Source organism: Geobacter metallireducens GS-15 (genome assembly GCF_000012925.1).
In the GTDB taxonomy this organism is placed as follows: domain Bacteria; phylum Desulfobacterota; class Desulfuromonadia; order Geobacterales; family Geobacteraceae; genus Geobacter; species Geobacter metallireducens.
This window is the reverse complement of sequence record NC_007517.1, coordinates 1,573,448-1,593,394: the sequence shown is the minus strand read 5'-3', so window position 1 is coordinate 1,593,394 and position 19,947 is coordinate 1,573,448. Positions and strand designations below refer to the sequence as shown.

Here is a 19,947-nt window from a genome sequence, read left to right as displayed (position 1 = left end):
TCAGACCATCCTCTTTAACTCATCGAGAATATTGAGCGCCTCAAGGGGAGTGAGTGCCGCGATATTCAACCCGGTCAGCCGCTGCCGGAGAAGATCGTCACCCTGCTCGAAGAGGGAGAGCTGGGGCGACGACTTAGGTGCAGCGGCCCTCTTTCCCCGGGAAATCCGCGGCACTCCCCCCTCCACGTACTCTCCCTTTTCAAGGTTATGGAGAATTTCCTTGGCCCGCTCGATGACCTCAATCGGGAGCCCCGCAAGTCTTGCAACCTGGATGCCATAGGAGTGTGAAGCCCCCCCCTCGACGATCTTGCGCAGGAAGATAACCTGATCGTTCCACTCCTTAACAGCCACGTTGCAGTTCTTTATCTTCCCCCTGGTCACGGCCAGCTCGGTAAGCTCATGATAGTGGGTGGCAAAGAGGGTCTTCGCGGCGCAGCGCGCGGTGTCGTGGAGATACTCAGCCACGGCCCAGGCGATGGAGACCCCGTCGAAGGTAGAGGTGCCGCGACCGATCTCGTCCAGAACCACCAGACTCTTCGGCGTGGCGTTACGGAGGATGGCAGCGGTCTCCATCATCTCCACCATGAAGGTGGACTGTCCCCGGGCCAGGTTGTCGGAAGCACCAACGCGGGTAAAAATCCGGTCCACCACGCCTATTCGGGCCTCAGTGGCAGGAACGAAGCTTCCCAACTGAGCCATGAGGACAATGAGGGCCACCTGACGCATGAAGGTCGACTTACCGGCCATATTGGGGCCGGTAATGATGACAAGCTGATTCTCGCCATTGTCCAGGAGTACGTCATTGGGAACAAAACGTTCGGAAACGTTGAGGGCCTCCACAACGGGATGGCGCCCCTCGGAGATGGAAAGGGTGTCTCCGTCATCGATACCTGGCCGGCAGTAATTGCGCTCATGGGCCACGTCGGCAAGGGATGCCAGCACATCGAGGGTGGCGAGGCGGTCTGCCGTTCGGGCAAGCCGCTCTCCCTCAGCGGCAACACTCTGCCTGATCTGCTGGAAGAGGGAATACTCCAGCTCCACGATCCGCTCTTCGGCCCCGAGAACCTTTTCCTCGTATTCCTTCAACTCAGGGGTAATGAAACGCTCGGCATTGGCAAGGGTCTGGCGGCGGATATAGTCCTCGGGGATGGACCCAAGATTCGTCTTGGTGACCTCGATGTAGTACCCGAAGACCTTGTTGTAGCGAATCTTGAGAGAGGTGATGCCGGTACGTGCCTTTTCTTTTGCTTCCAGGCGGGCGATGAACCCCTTACCCTCGCGGCTGATGGCGCGCAACTCGTCCAGTTCGGCGTGGTAACCGTCAGCAATGATGCCCCCTTCGCGCAACACAAAGGGGGGATCATCCACGATGCCTCGGCCGATCAGTTCCGCCACTTCATCCATCGGGTCAATGCCCTTGCATAACTCACCCAGAAGTGCCGTGCCCGTGCTTTCAAGCAGGCTCAACAGAGGTGGAATTCTCTGGAGCGATGCCTTGAGGGCAACAAGATCCTTGGCACCTGAACTGGCCAGGCTGATCCTCCCGTTGAGGCGCTCAAGATCATAGACCCCCTCAAGGGCCTCCCGAATGCCAGCACGCAACGCGGGATCATTGGCAAGCTCACCGACTGCATCCTGGCGTTCTTTTATTTTTTCGACAATTACCAAGGGATAGTTTATCCACTGCCTGAGCTTTCTCCCCCCCATGGCAGTGGCCGTACGGTCCAGCAGGCCGAGAAGCGACCCACGCCGTTTCCCCTCAGAAAGGGTGGCGGTCAGTTCCAGATTGCGTCGGGTGGCTTCATCCAGGACAAGGAACTCTTGGGTCCGGTAGGCGCGGAGTTCCCTGATGTGGTCCACCCTTCCCTTCTGGGTTTCCTGGAGATAGTGGAGGACAGCAGCTGCCGCCTGGAGACCTTCGGCATATCCGTCACAACCCAAGGCACCGGGCGATGCAACACCAAAATGGTTTTTGATGAGCCTCTCAGTGTAGTCACGGTCATAAACCCAGTCATCCACGTAGGTGAACGTCCGGCCTGCAGCCAGGTCTCCCCGCCCCTCACCTCGCATATTCTCGCGAAAAGACGCGGGCACGAGGATTTCCCGGGGATTGGCGCAGGCCACCTCACCCCAGGCCGCATCGTGGCCCTCCACCTCGGTCAGCCGAAACTCGCCAGTTGATATATCCAGATACGCCACTCCCCAGCGCCCATTATTGCCATCAAAGAGGGAGAGGAGAAAATTGTTCTCTTTGGGGGAAAGACTTTCGGACTCCACGACAAGGCCGGGGGTGACAACCTTGACTACCTGACGTTTCACGATCCCCTTGGTGGTCTTTGGATCCTCAACCTGCTCGCAGATTGCCACCTTCTCCCCCGCTTCGATGAGCTTGGCAATGTAGGGAGCAGCCGAGTGGTACGGAACGCCGCACAGGGGGACATCGGCACCGTCTCCCCCCTTGCCGCGGGAAGTGAGGGTTATGTCAAGGATGCGCGAAGCCTTGACGGCATCATCGAGAAACATCTCATAGAAATCGCCGAGCCTGAAGAAGAGGATCGAGTCCGGATGGTCGGCCTTAATCTCCAGATACTGGCGCATCATCGGGGTGAGTTCTGACATCGGTAAAGCCTTGGTGTTGAAGGAATTGGGAAGGTATCGTAGCAGAAACTGACGCACCTTGCAAAACCAAAACCCGCAACGAAAGTGGGCTTGCAGTTCACGAACAATAAAGCCGACCCGATGGTCAGCTTTTTGTTTTGGAGGTAGCGACTGTCTCTTATTGGTTCATCGTTGTGCCAGCCATGGATGTCCATGAGCATTCCCTCGACAGCATGCTCGCTTCGATGTAGCTCACTAGTCTGCAAAGACTTCTTGATGAACTGGGTTGGGAGAAGATGGGACAGGTCGGCAGGCACCTTTATTTTGTGGTAAAAGCGACTACCGACCCTTTGAGGTGTGTTGGATATGACAAAGCCTCTCGCTCCTTAGTATACCTAGTTGTATACCCAGAGCTAAGAGGCTCTGTTTTTCTGCTGCTATTACAGCTACTTATTGAAGTGGCGTCCCCGAGACGATTCGAACGTCCGACCCCTTCCTTAGGAGGGAAGTGCTCTATCCAGCTGAGCTACGGGGACAAGAAGCTTGTTTATAGCCCACCGCACTTCGCTTTGCAACCCTTTTCCCTATGATCACACGGGATTCAAGCCGCAGCTAGTCGTTCAAAACGTAAGGAGTGAAAAGACCTTCCCGTCCGGCAGTTTCTTTCTTCCACCAAGAAAATCGAGTTCTGCCAAAAAGCAGCATTCTACAATTTCACCGCCAAGGTCCCTGACCATCTCAACAACAGCGGACATAGTCCCTCCAGTAGCAAGAACGTCGTCGGCAATGAGCACTTTCTCTCCCTTTCGGATGGCGTCAGTATGAATTTCCAGGGAGTCAGTGCCATATTCAAGCTGATATGTTTTACTGAAGGTTTCGGAAGGAAGTTTCCCCGGTTTGCGCACAAGAACCACTCCAGCCCCAAGCTTGTACGCAAGGGCTGCACCCAGGATGAACCCCCGGGCCTCAACCCCCACCACCTTGTCTATCTTCTCCCCCACGTAGCGGTGCGCCAGCAGATCAACCATACGCTGAAACGACTTCGCATCTGCGAGAAGCGTCGTGATATCCTTAAAGACAATCCCTTTTTTGGGGAAATCGGGTATGTCACGTATTATATTTTTGAGTTCATCCATTCCCTACCCTCCACAGAATTCAAAATCAATCACTCGATTGCACTTCCATCACTGTTATCGATGTATTTTCTGAGCTTTTCGAGAGATTTCGCCTCTATCTGGCGAATTCGCTCACGGGTAACCCCAAAGCTCCGCCCGATCGTGTCAAGGGTCTGAGGTTCCTTGTCTTCAAGCCCGAAACGCAGGGTAAGAATCTTCTGCTCGTTCTCTGAGAGCGACGCAAACCATTTGGAGACAATCTCATACTTGTTCAGATCTTCAAGCAGCACCGCCGGTGAAACCGACGAGGTATCCTCAATGGTGTCGATAAGGAAATAATCGCTGTTCTCTCCCATGGGCCGTTCAATAGAATAGGTTTTTTTGAGTAGAACCATGAGTCGCCGAATGTATGCCGAGTTGACATTCATCTCGGTTGCCACTTCTTTGACCGTCGGTTCACGGTTGAACCGATTGACTAACTCGCGGGTGATTTTGAGCATCTTGTTGATGTCATCGGAGACGTGTACCGGAAGCCTTATGGTACGCGACTGATTCACCAGTGCCCGCTCAATGGACTGGCGTATCCACCAGGTGGCATAGGTGGAAAAACGACACTCTTTGGACAGTTTGAAGCGCTCGACTGCCTTGATGAGCCCCATGTTCCCCTCTTCGATGAGATCAAGGAACGGGAGCCCGCGATTGATATACCGCTTGGCTATCTTGACCACGAGACGCAGATTGGACTCTATCATCTTATCGCGGGCGGCTTTGTCGCCCTTTGCAATCCGGCTGGCAAGAACCTTTTCTTCATCGGCCGTAAGAAGGGTTGTTCTCTGTATCTCCCGGAGGTAAAGCTTGATCGCGTCGTCAAAGTGTTCCACCTCGACGACTTTTATCTCTTCCTCCTGTTCTTCCTCTTCCTCCGCTTCCTCATATTCAAAAGAAGTCGGTTCCGGCTCCAGAAAATCGTCAGGTTGCCGCTCGGCATGTTCTTCAGGTTCAACGGCTTCCTTTTCGAGAAAATCATCCATGTTCTTCCCCGTTCAGCAAAGCAGATTTAGCCGCTTACTCTTCAGTACCCCATCCGTATTTGCCCACCAGTTTAACGAATCTGCATCCTGTTACATTTTCTCTGATGAGAGAACCATCTTCCTGCTTGGTAATCCTGACAAGAACCTGATCGAACTGATTCCCTACAGGAATAACAAGCCTTCCACCAACAGCAAGCTGTTCAGCCAGTTTATCCGGGACATCCGGCGCTCCAGCCGTAACGATGATGGCGTCAAAGGGGGCTTCTTCCTCCCAACCGATGGTCCCATCAGAAATTTTTATGTTCACATTCAGGAGGCCGAGACGGTCAAGTGCCCTACGAGCCTTGAGTGCCAAGGGCCGGATCCGCTCAACGGTGTAAACGCGATCTGCGAGGGTTGCAAGTATTGCCGCTTGATACCCTGAGCCAGTGCCGATCTCTAGCACCTTCTCCCGGCCCGAAAGCTCAAGCAATTCGGTCATGAGAGCAACCATGTAAGGCTGCGAGATGGTTTGCTTCTCCCCGATTGGAAGCGGGGTGTCGCTGTAAGCTTGGGCTGCCATCGCCTCTTCGACAAAAACGTGACGGGGGACCTTTAGCATCGCCTCTATAAGGCGCCGGTCTTTCACGCCGCGAGAGATAATTTGCGTTTCAACCATCCGTTTTCGTGCGATGTCAAAATTCATCCAAATCCCCTGTTTTAGCTGAAATGCAGACTATAACAGACCACCTCAGTCCTGTCCAGCGTTAGGACAAGGGCTCATCCGGGCGCAACGTCGGTTGACATATTGCCTCAATCCCTCACAAAGTCATTTCTGCAAAATCCCATGTTTTCAGCGTGGTGAGGGAAGCATAATTGGTGAGGTCGAGGTGCAGTGGCGTTATCGAGACCAAACCGCGCTTCACAGCGTAATAATCGGTACCCTCCAGATCGCGGAACTGCAATGAACCATTCCCGATCCAATAATAGTTGCGACCGCGGGGATCAGTTTTTGTAACAATTTTCCCCTCGTAGTCCCTTTTCCCTTGAATGGTCACAACAGCTCCTCCGAGCTTTTCCAGGGGGAGGTCTGGCACATTGACATTTAACAGGGTATCCGGGGGGAGCCCCCTTTCGGACACAATCCGAACAAGCCTGGCAGCGAAAGCGGAGGCAACCGCATAGTTATCCCCGCGGCCAGAGGTGGCGAGCGAGACCGCCAGCGCGGGGATCCCCATGAGCGTTGCTTCCATGGCAGCGGAAACCGTCCCCGAATAGGTGATATCATCTCCCATGTTGCCACCGCAGTTGACCCCCGATACGACTATATCGGGTCTTGAACCGAGGAGCGTATGGATGCCGAGGTTAACGCAATCTGTAGGGGTTCCATCCACGGCAAAAACCGCAGGGCGTATCTCAGAGGCCCGTAAAGGATGGTGCAGTGTCAAGGCGTGCCCAACGGCACTCCGTTCGCGGTCGGGCGCAACAACAACCACATCACCGATGTTCCGCAATGCCTCTGCAAGCGACCGTATCCCCGGAGCGCGAACTCCGTCGTCATTCGTAACAAGAATTTTCATAGTTTCCTCAAAATGTTCACCCGGAAAGCCGAAAAAAAAAAGACGGTTTCGGAGTCCGAAACCGTCTACGGTGAAAATGGTCGGGGCGACTGGATTCGAACCAGCGACCACCAGACCCCCAGTCTGGTGCGCTACCAGGCTGCGCTACGCCCCGATATCTGTTACTACTACAACATAAGGCGAATTGTTTCCAACTCGTCCCGCACTTCCTTCACTAAACTTAACAGCCTATGTACATCATTTGATTCAGTCAGTATTGTTTCGCCACTTCTTGATGTTGTCTTCAGCTTCTTGCGAGCACCTTCTATGGTAAGTTTCTCAACATAGAGCAGGCGCTTTATCTCCAAGAGGAGCCCAATATCCTGCCTACTGTAAAGACGTTGACCGGTTCTGCTCTTGGGCGGGCTCAAATCCTTGAACTCAGTCTCCCAGAACCGGAGCACTGAGGTCTTGAGCGCTGTCAATCGCGCAACCTCACCGATCCTAAAATACTGTTTATCAGGAAGCTTCGCTTCCACCTTCCCTCCTGGGAAGAACCTCTCAGGAATTGATCGAGGACTTGAGAACCTGACTGGGCTTGAACGTGAGAATCCTGCGGGCGGAAATGATAATCTCATCGCCTGTCTGGGGATTGCGGCCACGCCGGTCAGCTTTTTCCTTCACGACAAAGTTACCGAAACCGGCGATCTTTATCTTTTCACCATTTTCAAGGGTTTCTTTGATCAGACCAAAGACCCGCTCAACAAGTTCAGCGGATTCTTTTTTTGAAAAACCCACCTTCTCGTAGATCTGCTCGACAATATCTGCCTTGGTCATATACTCCCTCAAAATCAATACGTTATCAAATATATCGCGTCCACCGAAGGCGACAGGATTTATAACACAGCAGTTCCAGATAATCAACCTGTTTTTAACGTATCGTGACCGCTAACTTTTTAACCAGAGTATCGACAATACGTTGATGCAGCGGTGTAACCTCGTTGTCGACAAGTGTTCTTTCATGGGAACGGTACCTGATTCTAACCGCAATGCTCTTGAATCCCTCAGGAACATGAGATCCCTTATAGTGGTCAAATATCTCGGCGCATTCCACCTCACGTATTCTCAGTCCACTGATGCACTCCACGATCGTCGATGCCGGAGTTTCATCTTTGATAAGCATGGCAATGTCGCGGAACGTATCAGGGAACCGGGAGGGCGGCTTAATGGCAACGTTGTCCGAACTCACCATAGCGAGCTTCTCAAAATCGAGGTCAAGATAGTAGACGGACTGATCAATGCCGAAATTGTCATGAATATCGGGATGGAGCTCACCAAACGAGCCGAGCAGTTCGTTGCCACAGAGGATCGAGCATGCCTTGCCCGGGTGAAAATAAGGATCGAGACGATCCTGGACAAACACAACAGATCCGATGGCAAACTCGTCAAGGATATGTTCGATAACACCCTTTACGTCATAGAAATCAACCTGATGCCGCTCCTGATTCCACCCCTCACGATAGCGAACGCCGGTCATGATTCCTGCAAGGTGGAGGGGCTCCCGGGGCAACTCCTGCCCCTCGGCCGGCAGATAGACGCGCCGCAACTCAAAGAGCCGAAGCGTGAGCATGCGATAATTGATGTTTCTTGCAGCTACATCGAGAAGTCCGGGAAGAAGCGTCGTGCGCATCACCGACTGCTCTTCCACAAGGGGGTTGCGCAACCGCACAACGGAGCGCCTGGGGTCGTCATGGGCCAAGAGAAGCTTGTCAAGTATCCCGGGAGCCATGAAGCTAAAGGTGATCACCTCGCTGAAGCCTTGCCCCACCATGACATTCCTCAGCTGTTTTTCGAGGCGCTGGTGGCGTGTGGGACGGTCGGAAAAGACCCGGGCCTTGGGCATGGTGACCGGAATGTTGTTATAGCCGTTAAGCCGTGCCACCTCCTCAACAAGATCGATCTCCCGCTCGATATCGACCCGGCAGGAGGGAACGTCGATGTCAAAGAGCTCCGGTTCAACCACGTTAACTTTAAACTCAAGGCGATTAAAGATAGCTGCCATCTCATCGGCAGTTAACTGAATGCCCAGCAACCTGTTGCACTGGTCGACGCGAAACCTGACGGTGCGGCGGGGCAAAGGACGGGGATAGACATCAATGGTCCCCGTGGCAACTCTCCCCCCCGCAAGCTCAGCAATCAACGAGGCGGCACGGTCAAGGGCCGTAACAAGGATGTCGACATCAGCACCGCGCTCGAAACGGTGGGATGACTCTGTGTGGAGACCGAGACGCTTCGAGGTTCTACGGATCGCAGACGGATTGAAATAAGCGCTCTCCAGAAGGATGTTGGAGGTCTCCTGACGAATCTCCGAGTTCTCTCCCCCCATGATCCCGGCCAGGGCAACCCCTTTCTCGCCGTCCCGAATCGTCAGGTCGGACTCCGTCAGAACACGCTCCTGGCCGTCAAGGGTGGTGAAGCGCTCCCCTGCTGCGGCACGACGCACAACAATCTTACCGCCGGCAAGGAGATCGGCATCGAACGCGTGGAGGGGATGGCCGTACTCCATGAGGACATAGTTGGTGACATCCACCACATTATTGATGGAACGCATTCCCACTGCCTCAAGGCGCCTTACAAGCCACGCCGGTGACGGCCCGATGGAGCAGCCGGCAATGTAACGGGCCGTATAGCGCGGGCACAGATCGGAGTCTTCCACAATCACCTGAGCGCGCTCACTGATAGGGACGACAGATTCCTTCACCGAGGGACGGGCATACTTGACGGTGGTGCCGAGCTTCGCGGCAATCTCACGAGCAATACCCACAACGCTCAGACAATCAGCTCTGTTAGGCGTTAGTCCAATCTCGAATATGGTATCTTTGAGGCCAAGGGCATCAAATACCGGAACGCCAAGGGGAAGGTCTGTCGGAAGAATGATGATCCCCTCGGACTCAGCGGCCAGACCAAGTTCCTTCTCGGAGCAAAGCATCCCGCAGGACTCCTCGCCCCTGATCTTGGAACGCTTGATTTTGAAATCGCCCGGCAGAACTGCACCTATCTGGGCCAGGGCAACTTTATCTCCGGCCTTGAAGTTCTGGGCGCCACACACGATGGCAAGCGTCTCTTTACCGTTGTTCACCCTGCAGAGGGAAAGTTTATCCGCGTTGGGATGCTGGGACCTCTCCTCCACAACGGCAACGACGACCTCATCAAGTCCGCCCCCAACATGGCGAACTCCTTCCACTTCGAGACCAAGCATGGTCAGAAGATCCGAAAGCTCCTGCGGCGAAAGGTCGAAATCAACGAATTCCTTGAGCCAGTTGTACGTAACGATCATATTCTCACCCTATCCGGGACATAATCAGTATTGCTCTACCTGGAACGAATAATCCCGATGCACTGTAATTTCAGAATTGCTGCAGGAAACGGACATCGTTATCAAAGAAAAGACGCAGATCACCGATGCCGTACTTGAGCATGGCGACCCGCTCAACCCCCATGCCGAAAGCGAAACCGGAAATGGTTTCCGGGTCATACCCCACATGACGGTACACCTCGGGATCGATCATGCCGGCGCCGAGAATCTCCAGCCATCCGCTCTCTTTGCAGACGCGACAGCCTTTCCCCTTGCACATAACGCAGGCAATGTCGACCTCGGCGCTGGGCTCCGTGAAGGGGAAAAAGCTCGGCCGCAAACGGACCCCTATTCCCTTGCCGAAATACTGATTCACGAAGTTAGTCAGAATCCCCTTGAGATCACCGAAGGTCACGCCAGTATCGACCATCAATCCCTCGATCTGGTGGAACATGGGGGAATGGGTCGCATCGGAGTCGCAGCGATAAACCGTCCCCGGAGAAATGATCCTCACCGGCGGAGCATGTTTGAGCATAGTTCGCACCTGAACCGGCGACGTATGGGTTCTCAGCAGGATGGAATCATCCACGAAGAACGTGTCCTGCATATCCCTGGCGGGGTGGTCCTTGGGGAAGTTGAGGGCTTCAAAATTATAGAAATCGAGTTCAACCTCAGGCCCCTCGGCCACCCGGAAACCGAGACCGGCAAAAATCTCCGATATCTCCTCGATGACCAGCGTAATGGGGTGTTTCGTGCCATGGGGGAGCCTTCGACCTGGCAGCGTGACATCAAGACGCTCGCGCTGAAGCCGCTCGCGCTTGCTGGCGTCGCGTACCTGGGCAAGAGTCTCATCAAGGTGTGCCTCGAGTTGGTCTTTAACCGTATTGGCCAATTGTCCCACCACAGGCCGCTCTTCGGCGGAGAGAGCACCAAGTCCCTTCATGACGGCTGTCAAGGCGCCCTTCTTGCCAAGATATTTTATCCGCAGCTCCTGGAGAGCCTCTTCGCTCCCAGCCCCATCAATCTCTTTAAGGGCGGACTGAAGAAGTCCGTCGAGTTGTTCTTTCATAACGGGAACCCTTTACAAAAAAAGAAATGGAACGCTGAGCATCCCATTTCTTTTTTTATCCGGCTGAAATTTCCACTAAATCTGTGTTTTGGCGACAGAAGCGATCTCGGAGAAGCCTTGGGGATCCGACACGGCCAGATCCGCAAGCACCTTGCGGTCAATCTCGACGCTCGCTTTTTTCAGCCCATGGATGAGCTTGCTGTACGAAAGCCCATTGAGACGGGAAGCCGCGTTGATCCGGGTGATCCAGAGAGCACGGAAATCACGCTTCTTGACTTTGCGGTCCCTAAAAGCGTAGTTAAGTGCGCGATCCACGGCCTCGGTCGCGCTCCGGAACAACTTGCTCCGTGCGCCCCGGTATCCCTTGGCGAGTTTGAGCACCTTGTTTCTTCTGCGTCTCGCTTTGAAACCTCTTTTTACCCTTGGCATTACCTACTCCTTTTACTGATGAATTTTGCCGGATCCGCAAGGGGAGGCGCTTCCTCACGGTTCACGGACTTATAAAAACGGATACAGGAGACAGCTACACGAACCAACGAATAACTCCGGCCCGATATCAGCCATGGCTCCTGGCCCAGTTTTTACTTATAGGGGATCAATCTGGCGATATTCTTCTGATCGACAGCAGCAACGATGGAGCTCGAACGGAGCTGACGCTTGCGCTTGCGGGTCTTCGACGTAAGAATATGGCTGGTAAAAGCGCTATTTCTCTTGATTTTACCGCTGGCAGTCTTCCTGAAACGCTTGGCTGCGCCACGGTTTGTCTTGATCTTGGGCATTACTTTTCTCCTTTTCTATAAGTGTAACAAAATCTATTTTTTTACTTTGGGGGCGACTATCATGAACATACTCCGCCCTTCCATCTTCGGCTTCATCTCGATGACAGCGATATCTTCAATCTCACTGGCAACCCGCTCAAGGGCGCGAACCCCGAATTCCATATGCGTAATTTCACGGCCACGAAATACGAGAGTCACCTTTGCCTTGTTCCCCTCTTCGATGAAGCGACGCACGTGTTTGATCTTGAACTGGAGATCATGCTCATCGGTCTTGGGGCGAAGCTTTACTTCCTTAACCACGACGTGTGATTGCTTCTTCTTGGCTTCCTGCAGCTTCTTGCTCTGCTGATACTTGAACTTACCATAGTCCATGATCCGGCAGACAGGAGGAACGGCCGTGGGAGAAACCTCGACAAGATCAAGCTGCTGACTCTCCGCAAGTGCGAGAGCCTCATTTAATGGCATAATACCAAGCTGCTCGCTATTGGCTCCAACAACCCGTATCTCACGGGCTCTGATAGCTTGGTTTACATTTACGGTCGGCTTGGCTATGGCGCCACCTCCTATTTGAAGCGCTTGACGTCTTCGTTAATGAACACAACAAACTCCTCGGGCTTCATGGCCGCGAGGTTCGAACCATCACGGAACCGCGGAGTCACCGTCCCGGACTCCACTTCCTTGTCGCCAATGACGAGCATGTACGGAATCTTCTGGAGCTGCGCTTCGCGGATCTTGAACCCGAGTTTTTCGTTGCGGAAGTCCTTCCGCACCCGAATCCCGCTCGAGCGAAGCGCCTCGAAAACCTGGGCGGCATAGGACTGCTGATTGTCCGTGACGGTCATCACGATTGCCTGAACCGGCGAGAGCCACACGGGGAAATTACCAGCAAAATGTTCAATAAGAACACCTATGAAGCGCTCGATGGAACCAAGAATCACCCGGTGAACCATCACAGGGCGCTTCCTTTCACCATCTGCGTCGACATAGGTTAAATCAAACCGCTCAGGAAGCGTAAAATCGCACTGGATTGTAGCACACTGCCACCTTCTGTCAAGAGAATCGCGCAGTTTGATATCGATCTTCGGCCCATAAAATGCACCGTCCCCCTCATTAATCTCGTAGGGACGTCCGGAATCCTTCAGCGCCCCGAGAAGCGCATTGGTAGCCCGCTCCCAATCCTCATCGGAACCGATGGACTTTTCTGGCCGGGTGGAGAGTTCCATCTCGAACTCGAACCCGAAAATACCCATGACATCGTTGACAAAGGAAATGACACCCTTGATCTCGTCATCGAGCTGTTCCGGGGTACAGAGGATATGGGCATCGTCCTGAGTAAAGCAACGAACACGCAGAAGCCCGTGGAGGACGCCGGCCCGCTCATGGCGGTGCACGGTGCCGAGTTCAAAGAAGCGGAGCGGCAGATCCCGATAACTGCGCAGATGCGACTTGTATATCATCATGTGACTGAGACAGTTCATCGGCTTGATGCCGAAGCTCTGCTCCTCCACTTCGGTGAAATACATGTTTTCGCGGTAGTTATCGTAGTGGCCTGAACGCTGCCAAAGATCAGTCTTAAGTATCTGTGGCCCCACAACGATGTCGTAACCGCGCTTCAGGTGCTCCTTGCGCTCGAAATCTTCAAGAATGGTCCGCAGCATGGCTCCGTTAGGATGCCAGATTACAAACCCCGCCCCAACCTCATCGGAAAACGAGAAAAGATCGAGCTCCCTGCCCAGCTTGCGATGGTCGCGGCGCTTGGCCTCTTCGATCCTCTCCAGATATGCATCGAGTTCCTTCTTGTCGGCAAAGGCGGTTCCGTAGACCCGCTGGAGCATTTTATTCTTCTCGTCGCCGCGCCAGTAGGCGCCTGCAAGAGAAGTAAGCTTGAAAGCACGACAGTTGGCCGTTGATGGGAGATGGGGGCCGCGACAAAGATCGACGAAATCCCCCTGACGATAGAGAGATACAGTATTATCGCCAATGGCCTCAATCAACTCGACCTTGTAGTTCTCCCCCATATCCCGGAAGAGCTTGATAGCCTCATCCTTAGAGAGAACCTGACGCTCCAGCTTAAGGTCAGACTTGGCGAGCTCCCTCATTCGGGTCTCTATTTTTTCAAGGTCTTCGGGAGTAAAGGCATGATCGACATCAAAGTCGTAATAAAAACCATTCTCGACAGCGGGTCCGATGGTGACCTTCGCCTGCGGGAAAAGCTCCTTGACCGCCTGGGCCATGAGGTGGGAGGTGGAGTGGCGGATAATCTCCAGGGCCTCAGGGGACTTCTCGGTTATGATCTCGACCTTGACGCCATCCACAAGAGGCGCCGTCAGATCGACGGCAACACCGTTGATTTTGCCGGCAATGGCGGCCTTTGCAAGCCCAGCGCCGATAGAGGCGGCCAGATCGCGCACCGTTGCCCCCTCGGCAAGAACCCTTTCCGAACCATCCGGCAGTGCAACCTTGATGTCACCCATCGCTGCCCCCTTAACACGAAGAGGCATCGAACTTCGATGCCCCTTCCACAGCCCTAGCTGCGAGTTCTTTGAATGGTAGGCGCGGGCGGTCTCGAACCGCCGACCTCTACCGTGTCAAGGTAGCGCTCTCCCCCTGAGCTACGCGCCTACAAGCAAAACGGATTCTCTAGATACCAACTACTCCAGGAGAAGTCAAGGTTTTTGTTGGTGCTTGTCAAAATTTTTCCGGTCCAGAAGCGTCAATACCGCTTGCTCAACCTCGTCAACGGATATTTCCGCCATGCAGCGAGCGTTAATGGGACATTTTGGCGTATAGCCGAAGGTGGTGCAAGGAGAACAGGGGAGATGCTTGTTGATGACAATATGATTGTCGCCACGGGGCGCCCATTTCTTTTCCCTCCCCGGACCAAAGAGGGAGACCGTGGGAATGCCGAGGCCTACGGCGATGTGGAGGATGCCGGAATCGCCGCTGACGAGGAGGGAGCTTCTTTCGATGATTGCCGTAGTTTCCTGTAACGACGTCTCCCCCATCAGATTCAGCCATCCGGTATCAGCGACAATGCGCTCCCCCTCCCCCCTGTCATCCTCCCCCCCGACAACTACCCCACTGACACCTTTGGCTGATAACCGTTTCGCAACCTGCCGAAACTTATCCGCCCCCCACCGACGTTCCGGAATACTGGCTCCAGGAAAAATCACAACAAAGGTTCTGTCAGCAAGTTCACCAAGAAGCACCTCAGCAACAGACGCCGCAGGAGTAGGAACCGTCAGAAACGGCACAGAGGTTTGCGTTACGGCAATTCCAAGCGAGGTCAAAAGACGCAAAAAACTAGTCTCTTCGTAATCACTCTGCTCATAGTCAAGCTGATGCGTAAAAAGACGAGAACGCACATTTGTGCCGAAACCTATCAAAATCTGCGCCCAAGTCATACGCGCCACTACGGCCGACAACCGATGCCACTGCTCGGTATCTATTACCGCATCGTAGCTGCCGCGAAGTGCCATAAACAGTTCGCCATTATTGTCGTAGAGCAAAATCTCATCGATAACTGAACATAGAGTAAAAACCGCACCATTTCTCTTCTCAGCAAGAACCGTTATCCGTGCTTTAGGATACTTGTTCCTGAAGGAAAGAATCGCTGGGATCAGGAGCACAGCATCTCCAATCCCACCGGGACGAATAAAAAGGACCGATCGGATTGAAGTCCCATAGCAACCAACAACCGGCGCCGGAAGCAAGACTGTCGCTACCCGTCCGAGAATGGCATCCGCAGCTTTAATCAGTCGAAGGTTCATAAAAGTCTTAGTGACCAGAGTTCATCCATGGAGAAGGGATTTCCAGAAAATATCGGCAAAAGTTGTTCTATTGTCTACAAATCCTAAAGACACAGGCACATGAGAAACAACATCAGGGATCTTTTCTGGAACTATATTTTCAACACCATCAATCGATCCATAGCTGCTCACATTATACGTAGGATGCCCAAGCATATGACTTAAAAAAAGTGCTGTTGAACCAAAGCCAAAAACATATCTGTTATTTTTCAAGTCTTCGTCCAATGAGATATTATTCTTGACAGTCCATCTGAAATTGAAAGATTCAGCTTGCTTGATTTTTTTGTCAAGTTGCTCGTCATCGCGAAATCGGACTGTAACGCGACAGTTGAGTTTGTTCGCAGCCGCCTGTAAACCTTTATAAACAGCTAACCGATACTTATCATCTAAAAGACCAACTTCTTCCACTGAAGATGAAATAAATAAAATTCCCTCACCATTAACTTTCTGTGTATTGGAAAACAACCTTACTGAGTAGCAATGCTTGTCTTCAACCCAAGGTGAAAGCTGGTGATAGGATTCTTCGCTCATGCAATACAGCGTATCCCCGCGAAAAGGCAGATAACCAAAACATTCACTATTTTCAGGGTCGCAATGTGGATAACCATGGGCAACTACATGGCAGGGAATAGCAGCTCTTTTACAGGCAAGGATCAAAGCCGCCTCATACCAAAAAAAATCTCGCAACATAACAACTGAAACACAATTAAGTCGCGATAACCGTGTAGTTAATCCGGAAACTGTTTGCTCCGTCAATAACTCAAGGTTATCCCAGCCAGACCAACTCAACATACGGTCTGTTTCGGTCAAAGTTTTCATACCTTGACCTAGAGCCTTGCTCCACTCAACTTTAAACAATGGGTCAAATAAGGACGCATAGGAATAACCCATACGCCTAAGTTGCCGATAGTATTTTGCAAGTCCAAAAAAATTCAGAGTAAAGAGTTTTGAAGAATTGTGGTCCCTAACCTCTTTTGCCAACCACGGAAAACTAAAAATTAACGGTGCTGCAAGCAAAACGGAGGGCTTGTCATCTGAATTCTTGATGATTTTAGGAAAACCACGCGACAGTAAATCAACTATTTTCCCGTAACGGATGGTTTGCTGTAAATAATTCCTGTGCTGGTTGATAATGGCAGGCCGTTGCAACAAATTCGCGCGAAGGTAATGGTCCAGCACAAAGCTCGACAATGGCCAACGTTGGCAAAAGTCGCTGTAACGGTCTTCTAATAACTGTGCGAAGTTCTCGTAATTCATTGATTCAGTTCTTCAATCACTGAACAGAACCTGTCCATACACAGTTCCAGCGGGTGCTCAGAAGCAAATTCTTCGGCTTTTTTTACCAACGGTGCAATTTCAATTTGCTTTTCCAACAAACAACAGAGGCGGGAATAAAGTCCCTGTTCATCATCTACTTCGGCAACCAGGGAATTTTCAATATCGTGAGCAAAGCCTACTGCCGTGGTTGTCACCACCAGACAACCACAAGCAAAAGCTTCTAAAGCCATAAGGCCAAACCCCTCATGTCGGGACGGATAGAGAAAAAGATCGCACTGTTTCATCAGGTCCGCAATCTGTCGCTCGTCCATAAAACCCTTGTCAATCCAATCGATCTGCGAAGGCCTAATGGCTGGTCGATTCCCAACAGCAACCACTCCAAAAGCATGCGGGTATCTATCCGCCAGCTTTTTCACAACTTTCAAAGCTAAATCAGAACCTTTGCGCCAATCATTTCTGATGAACAGCAGAAATGTCGGGATATGACCAGGAGCGAACGCAGGGTGAAGACGACCTTTACTATTGAAGAGAGTTAAATCAATGCCGTTTTCTACAACATAAGTGGCACCTATTCCAGTACGACCAATCTTACCGAGCAAGTGCTCTGAAACCACAATGACCGGAATCCGCAAAAAAGATCTCTCAACGAAATACAGCAAGCGAATCAACGAACGAAAAGCAAGCGAACGATAATAACTAACATCCCAATCTTGAACGTAATATATTACCTTTGTTCGGCCAAAGCGAATCCCAGCCAATACTGCCAGGGGAATTATATCAACGATCAACAGGTCGAAGCTAAACCTCCCCTTAAACAAATCCATCAAGGTAGCAGCAACTGAACTGCTCCCCGTAAGGTTAATTTCAATCCGATCATCCAAAGAAAAGGGAGTGGCTAAAGTTGCGGTACGGATAGTTACTTGATGGCCGCGCCGAGCAAGGGCATTCGCCTGGCAAACGACCATCTTGTCCCCACCGCGCCCAAGAAGGCTATGACGAAAAAATAAGATATGCAATGGTTTATGACACAATTTCGCCACTAACCAGCCTGATCGTCCGGTCAGTTACTGAATTGAGTATCCTTTGATCATGCGAAACGAGCACAACTCCCCCGCCAGCTTCACAGAAACGTCTAATCCTCTCCAGACATTTATTCCGGAACAACTCATCCGCCACCGAAAGGATCTCGTCAACTAATAGAATTTTTGCCGGACTATGGAATGCGATAGCAACTGCAAGCTTTAGATACATTCCAGAAGAGTATTTTTTTACAGGCGTATCAATGAATTCAGCCAATTCAGAAAAATCGATAATGCTTGTCATCTGTTTGCGAATATCAGAAAGAGACAGCCCTATAATTGTCCCGTTCATATAGATATTTTGTCTACCGGTCAAATCAGGATGAAAACCCGCCCCAACCTCAATCAGAGGTGCAACTTTCGCCGTTTGTCGAATATCTCCGGAACTCGGAGACGTTACACGCGCAACAAGTTTCAAAATTGTACTTTTCCCTGCTCCGTTAGGGCCGGTCAAGCCGACACATTCCCCTGGATGCAATGAAAAATTCGCCCCTTTTAATGCCCAGAATTCGTCCTTATTTCGAAGATTAAGATCAGACCGGAGAAAACAGCTTAGGTCTTCGCGGATTGAACGATGGAATGCTTCTGCACGAGAGTATTTTTTCCAAACATCAGAAAATATCAACAAGGCATCAGAGGACATCAGCAAATAACCTCTCAACCCGAACAAAAAGCTTTAAAGTTATCAACAACGCGGTAAAAGTCAAAACTGTAAAAAGAGTCAAAGTACCAAGATCTACGGGCTGACCGTACAGAGTACAACTTCGAAAGCCTTCAATAAAAAAAGTCATGGGATTAAGGTACAGAACGTATTTCAACGTTCCTTTAATTTGTGTTGTGCTGTAAAACACCGGTGTTGCAAAAAACCAGAGTTGCATGATGAAATTGATAGCAAGTCGTACGTCGCGGTAAAAGACATTTAAACAGGCGAGAATCAGTGAAGCCGAAGCAATAAACAAAATCATACAAAACAGCAACGGTAACAGATAAAAAATATTTACCGTCAACGGAATGTCAAAAAACAACAACAAAAACAGATAAACAACAAATGATATCAAAAAGTCGACTACTGCCACAGATATGCAAGAAAAAGGAATAATTTCACGAGGGAAATAGATTTTAGTAATCAGCCCATAATGGGCCGTAAAACTTGGGACAGAGTACTTTATGGCAGAATCGAAAAACATCCAGGGGAGAAGGCCTGAATAAAAGAAAACCGCATAGGGGTAGTTGGAAACTTTCATTTTTAACACAAAGCTAAAGACAAAAGTAAACAGCAGCATCATTGACAATGGTTGAATTACAGCCCAAGCCGCACCAATCAGTGTATGTTTGTAACGCACAGAAAATTCGCGCCACACAAAAACCAAGAAAAGATCCCTAAATTCCCATATTCGCCGAAAGTAGCTTATACGACTCAGTACGACCTGCAATGCACTTGGCGAAAAAGTATTAGAACCCATAAATTCCCCAACCTACAAACAAGGTCCACGTTAAACCTGTCAAAAAAAGCACCGGATCTTTCATCAGCATATCGGTTGGATCACCACTTTGCCCTCGCTCAACGATAAGAAGGTAGCGAAATAAGCCAAAACAGCAAAGTGGAACAGTATATATCAAGCGGTGTTGGGTAATGGCATAGAGAGTGTAAGTGACCAGCACCGCCGCGCCTGAGATATACATAAACCCCTCTAACGCTCCGGCGGGGTACGTCTCCAACACTTTGCGATGGTCACAAGAAGCAGAGCCAAGCAGTTTCTTTTCACTCAGACGTTTGCCGCAACTCAGGAAGACGGCCAGCAGTAGTACGCTTAGAAAGAGCCAATCAGACACCTTGACGCCAAAGGCCGCGCCTCCGGCAAAAACCCGAAAAACAAATCCCGAGGCGATGCAGAAAATATCGAAGACCGGCTGATCCTTTAAAACGAGAGAATACGCGAAGGATACCCCCAAATACGCAAGCAACCATCCACAAAAAACAAATGAAACCGTATAACCGATGGCGAATGAGCCAATCAACATCACCAGCGCAAAACAAATAGCGGCAGGGATTGAGATCAATCCAGCTGCCAATGGACGATGTTTTTTGCGTGGGTGAACTCGGTCATTATCTCGATCGCGTAGATCATTGAATACATAGGTAGCACTTGAGGTGAGGGAAAAAGCCACAAAGGGGGCAACACCCTTTTGCCATTCTCCAGGCAGAAGCAGAACCCCTCCTAGAAATGGCGGAAAGAAGAGAATAATATTTTTCAACCACTGATGAGGACGTGCAAGCTGGAGAAAAGCGAGCAAA

The 19,947-nt window shown here is 51.3% G+C and carries 20 protein-coding genes and 3 tRNA genes; all 23 read right to left on the bottom strand.

The features are described from left to right. The 23 genes from mutS to GMET_RS07075 all read right to left on the bottom strand — a co-directional run bounded on the left by mutS (position 1) and on the right by GMET_RS07075 (position 19,946). On the bottom strand, positions 1–2,619 hold the full coding sequence (gene mutS, locus GMET_RS07180) for a DNA mismatch repair protein MutS (protein ID WP_004511644.1): 2,619 nt from the start codon (positions 2,617–2,619) through the stop codon (positions 1–3). Then, positions 2,598–2,966 carry a DUF6538 domain-containing protein gene (locus tag GMET_RS19275; RefSeq protein ID WP_390138422.1) on the bottom strand — a complete coding sequence of 123 codons (369 nt, stop codon included), beginning with the start codon at positions 2,964–2,966 and terminating at the stop codon, positions 2,598–2,600. Before GMET_RS19275 ends, mutS begins: the two co-directional genes overlap by 22 nt. 91 nt (positions 2,967–3,057) lie before the next feature. Continuing rightward, positions 3,058–3,134 (bottom strand) — tRNA-Arg (locus GMET_RS07175). A gap of 84 nt (positions 3,135–3,218) precedes the next feature. Beyond that, positions 3,219–3,734 carry an adenine phosphoribosyltransferase gene (locus tag GMET_RS07170; protein WP_004511645.1) on the bottom strand — a complete coding sequence of 172 codons (516 nt, stop codon included), beginning with the start codon at positions 3,732–3,734 and terminating at the stop codon, positions 3,219–3,221. Positions 3,735–3,763: 29 nt separating this feature from the next. Next, positions 3,764–4,744 carry a sigma-70 family RNA polymerase sigma factor gene (locus tag GMET_RS07165; protein WP_004511646.1) on the bottom strand — a complete coding sequence of 327 codons (981 nt, stop codon included), beginning with the start codon at positions 4,742–4,744 and terminating at the stop codon, positions 3,764–3,766. Between the two features lie 34 nt (positions 4,745–4,778). Beyond that, complete coding sequence (locus GMET_RS07160) at positions 4,779–5,429, bottom strand: protein-L-isoaspartate(D-aspartate) O-methyltransferase (protein WP_004511647.1); 651 nt, start codon at positions 5,427–5,429, stop codon at positions 4,779–4,781. Positions 5,430–5,544: 115 nt separating this feature from the next. Continuing rightward, positions 5,545–6,303 (bottom strand): 5'/3'-nucleotidase SurE, encoded by a 759-nt coding sequence (gene surE, locus GMET_RS07155; RefSeq protein ID WP_004511648.1) that lies wholly within the window; start codon positions 6,301–6,303, stop codon positions 5,545–5,547. 77 nt (positions 6,304–6,380) lie between these two features. Further along, a tRNA-Pro gene (locus tag GMET_RS07150) sits at positions 6,381–6,457 on the bottom strand. A 13-nt stretch (positions 6,458–6,470) separates the two neighbouring features. Next, on the bottom strand, positions 6,471–6,821 hold the full coding sequence (locus tag GMET_RS07145; RefSeq protein WP_004511649.1) for a MerR family transcriptional regulator: 351 nt from the start codon (positions 6,819–6,821) through the stop codon (positions 6,471–6,473). 22 nt (positions 6,822–6,843) lie between these two features. Then, entirely contained in the window at positions 6,844–7,119 is a 276-nt protein-coding gene (locus GMET_RS07140; RefSeq protein ID WP_004511650.1) for an integration host factor subunit alpha, read from the bottom strand. Positions 7,120–7,213: 94 nt separating this feature from the next. Further along, positions 7,214–9,619, bottom strand: a complete 2,406-nt coding sequence (gene pheT / locus GMET_RS07135; RefSeq protein ID WP_004511651.1) for a phenylalanine--tRNA ligase subunit beta — start codon at positions 9,617–9,619, stop codon at positions 7,214–7,216. Between the two features lie 70 nt (positions 9,620–9,689). Further along, the gene (gene pheS, locus GMET_RS07130) at positions 9,690–10,706 is read right to left on the bottom strand and encodes a phenylalanine--tRNA ligase subunit alpha (protein WP_004511652.1); all 1,017 of its coding nucleotides are present in this window, start codon (positions 10,704–10,706) and stop codon (positions 9,690–9,692) included. A 75-nt stretch (positions 10,707–10,781) separates the two neighbouring features. Further along, positions 10,782–11,135 (bottom strand): 50S ribosomal protein L20, encoded by a 354-nt coding sequence (rplT, locus tag GMET_RS07125; RefSeq protein ID WP_004511653.1) that lies wholly within the window; start codon positions 11,133–11,135, stop codon positions 10,782–10,784. A 152-nt stretch (positions 11,136–11,287) separates the two neighbouring features. Then, complete coding sequence (rpmI, locus tag GMET_RS07120; RefSeq protein ID WP_004511654.1) at positions 11,288–11,485, bottom strand: 50S ribosomal protein L35; 198 nt, start codon at positions 11,483–11,485, stop codon at positions 11,288–11,290. 33 nt (positions 11,486–11,518) lie between these two features. Beyond that, a complete protein-coding gene (gene infC, locus GMET_RS07115) occupies positions 11,519–12,037 on the bottom strand; it encodes a translation initiation factor IF-3 (RefSeq protein ID WP_011365824.1) in 519 nt (172 codons plus the stop codon). An 11-nt stretch (positions 12,038–12,048) separates the two neighbouring features. Further along, positions 12,049–13,959, bottom strand: coding sequence for a threonine--tRNA ligase (gene thrS / locus GMET_RS07110; protein ID WP_004511656.1), 1,911 nt, complete (start codon positions 13,957–13,959; stop codon positions 12,049–12,051). A 73-nt stretch (positions 13,960–14,032) separates the two neighbouring features. Then, positions 14,033–14,107 (bottom strand) — tRNA-Val (locus GMET_RS07105). A gap of 44 nt (positions 14,108–14,151) precedes the next feature. Continuing rightward, positions 14,152–15,255, bottom strand: a complete 1,104-nt coding sequence (locus GMET_RS07100; RefSeq protein ID WP_004511657.1) for a glycosyltransferase family 9 protein — start codon at positions 15,253–15,255, stop codon at positions 14,152–14,154. Positions 15,256–15,276: 21 nt separating this feature from the next. Further along, complete coding sequence (locus tag GMET_RS18300) at positions 15,277–16,551, bottom strand: hypothetical protein (protein ID WP_004511658.1); 1,275 nt, start codon at positions 16,549–16,551, stop codon at positions 15,277–15,279. Then, entirely contained in the window at positions 16,548–17,537 is a 990-nt protein-coding gene (locus GMET_RS07090; RefSeq protein WP_238378988.1) for a glycosyltransferase family 4 protein, read from the bottom strand. Before GMET_RS07090 ends, GMET_RS18300 begins: the two co-directional genes overlap by 4 nt. 55 nt (positions 17,538–17,592) lie before the next feature. Beyond that, complete coding sequence (locus GMET_RS07085; RefSeq protein WP_004511660.1) at positions 17,593–18,294, bottom strand: ABC transporter ATP-binding protein; 702 nt, start codon at positions 18,292–18,294, stop codon at positions 17,593–17,595. Then, complete coding sequence (locus tag GMET_RS07080) at positions 18,284–19,114, bottom strand: ABC transporter permease (RefSeq protein WP_004511661.1); 831 nt, start codon at positions 19,112–19,114, stop codon at positions 18,284–18,286. The genes GMET_RS07085 and GMET_RS07080 overlap by 11 nt, the downstream gene beginning before the upstream one ends. Further along, the gene (locus GMET_RS07075) at positions 19,104–19,946 is read right to left on the bottom strand and encodes a decaprenyl-phosphate phosphoribosyltransferase (protein ID WP_004511662.1); all 843 of its coding nucleotides are present in this window, start codon (positions 19,944–19,946) and stop codon (positions 19,104–19,106) included. The genes GMET_RS07080 and GMET_RS07075 overlap by 11 nt, the downstream gene beginning before the upstream one ends. Position 19,947: the final 1 nt, after the last annotated feature.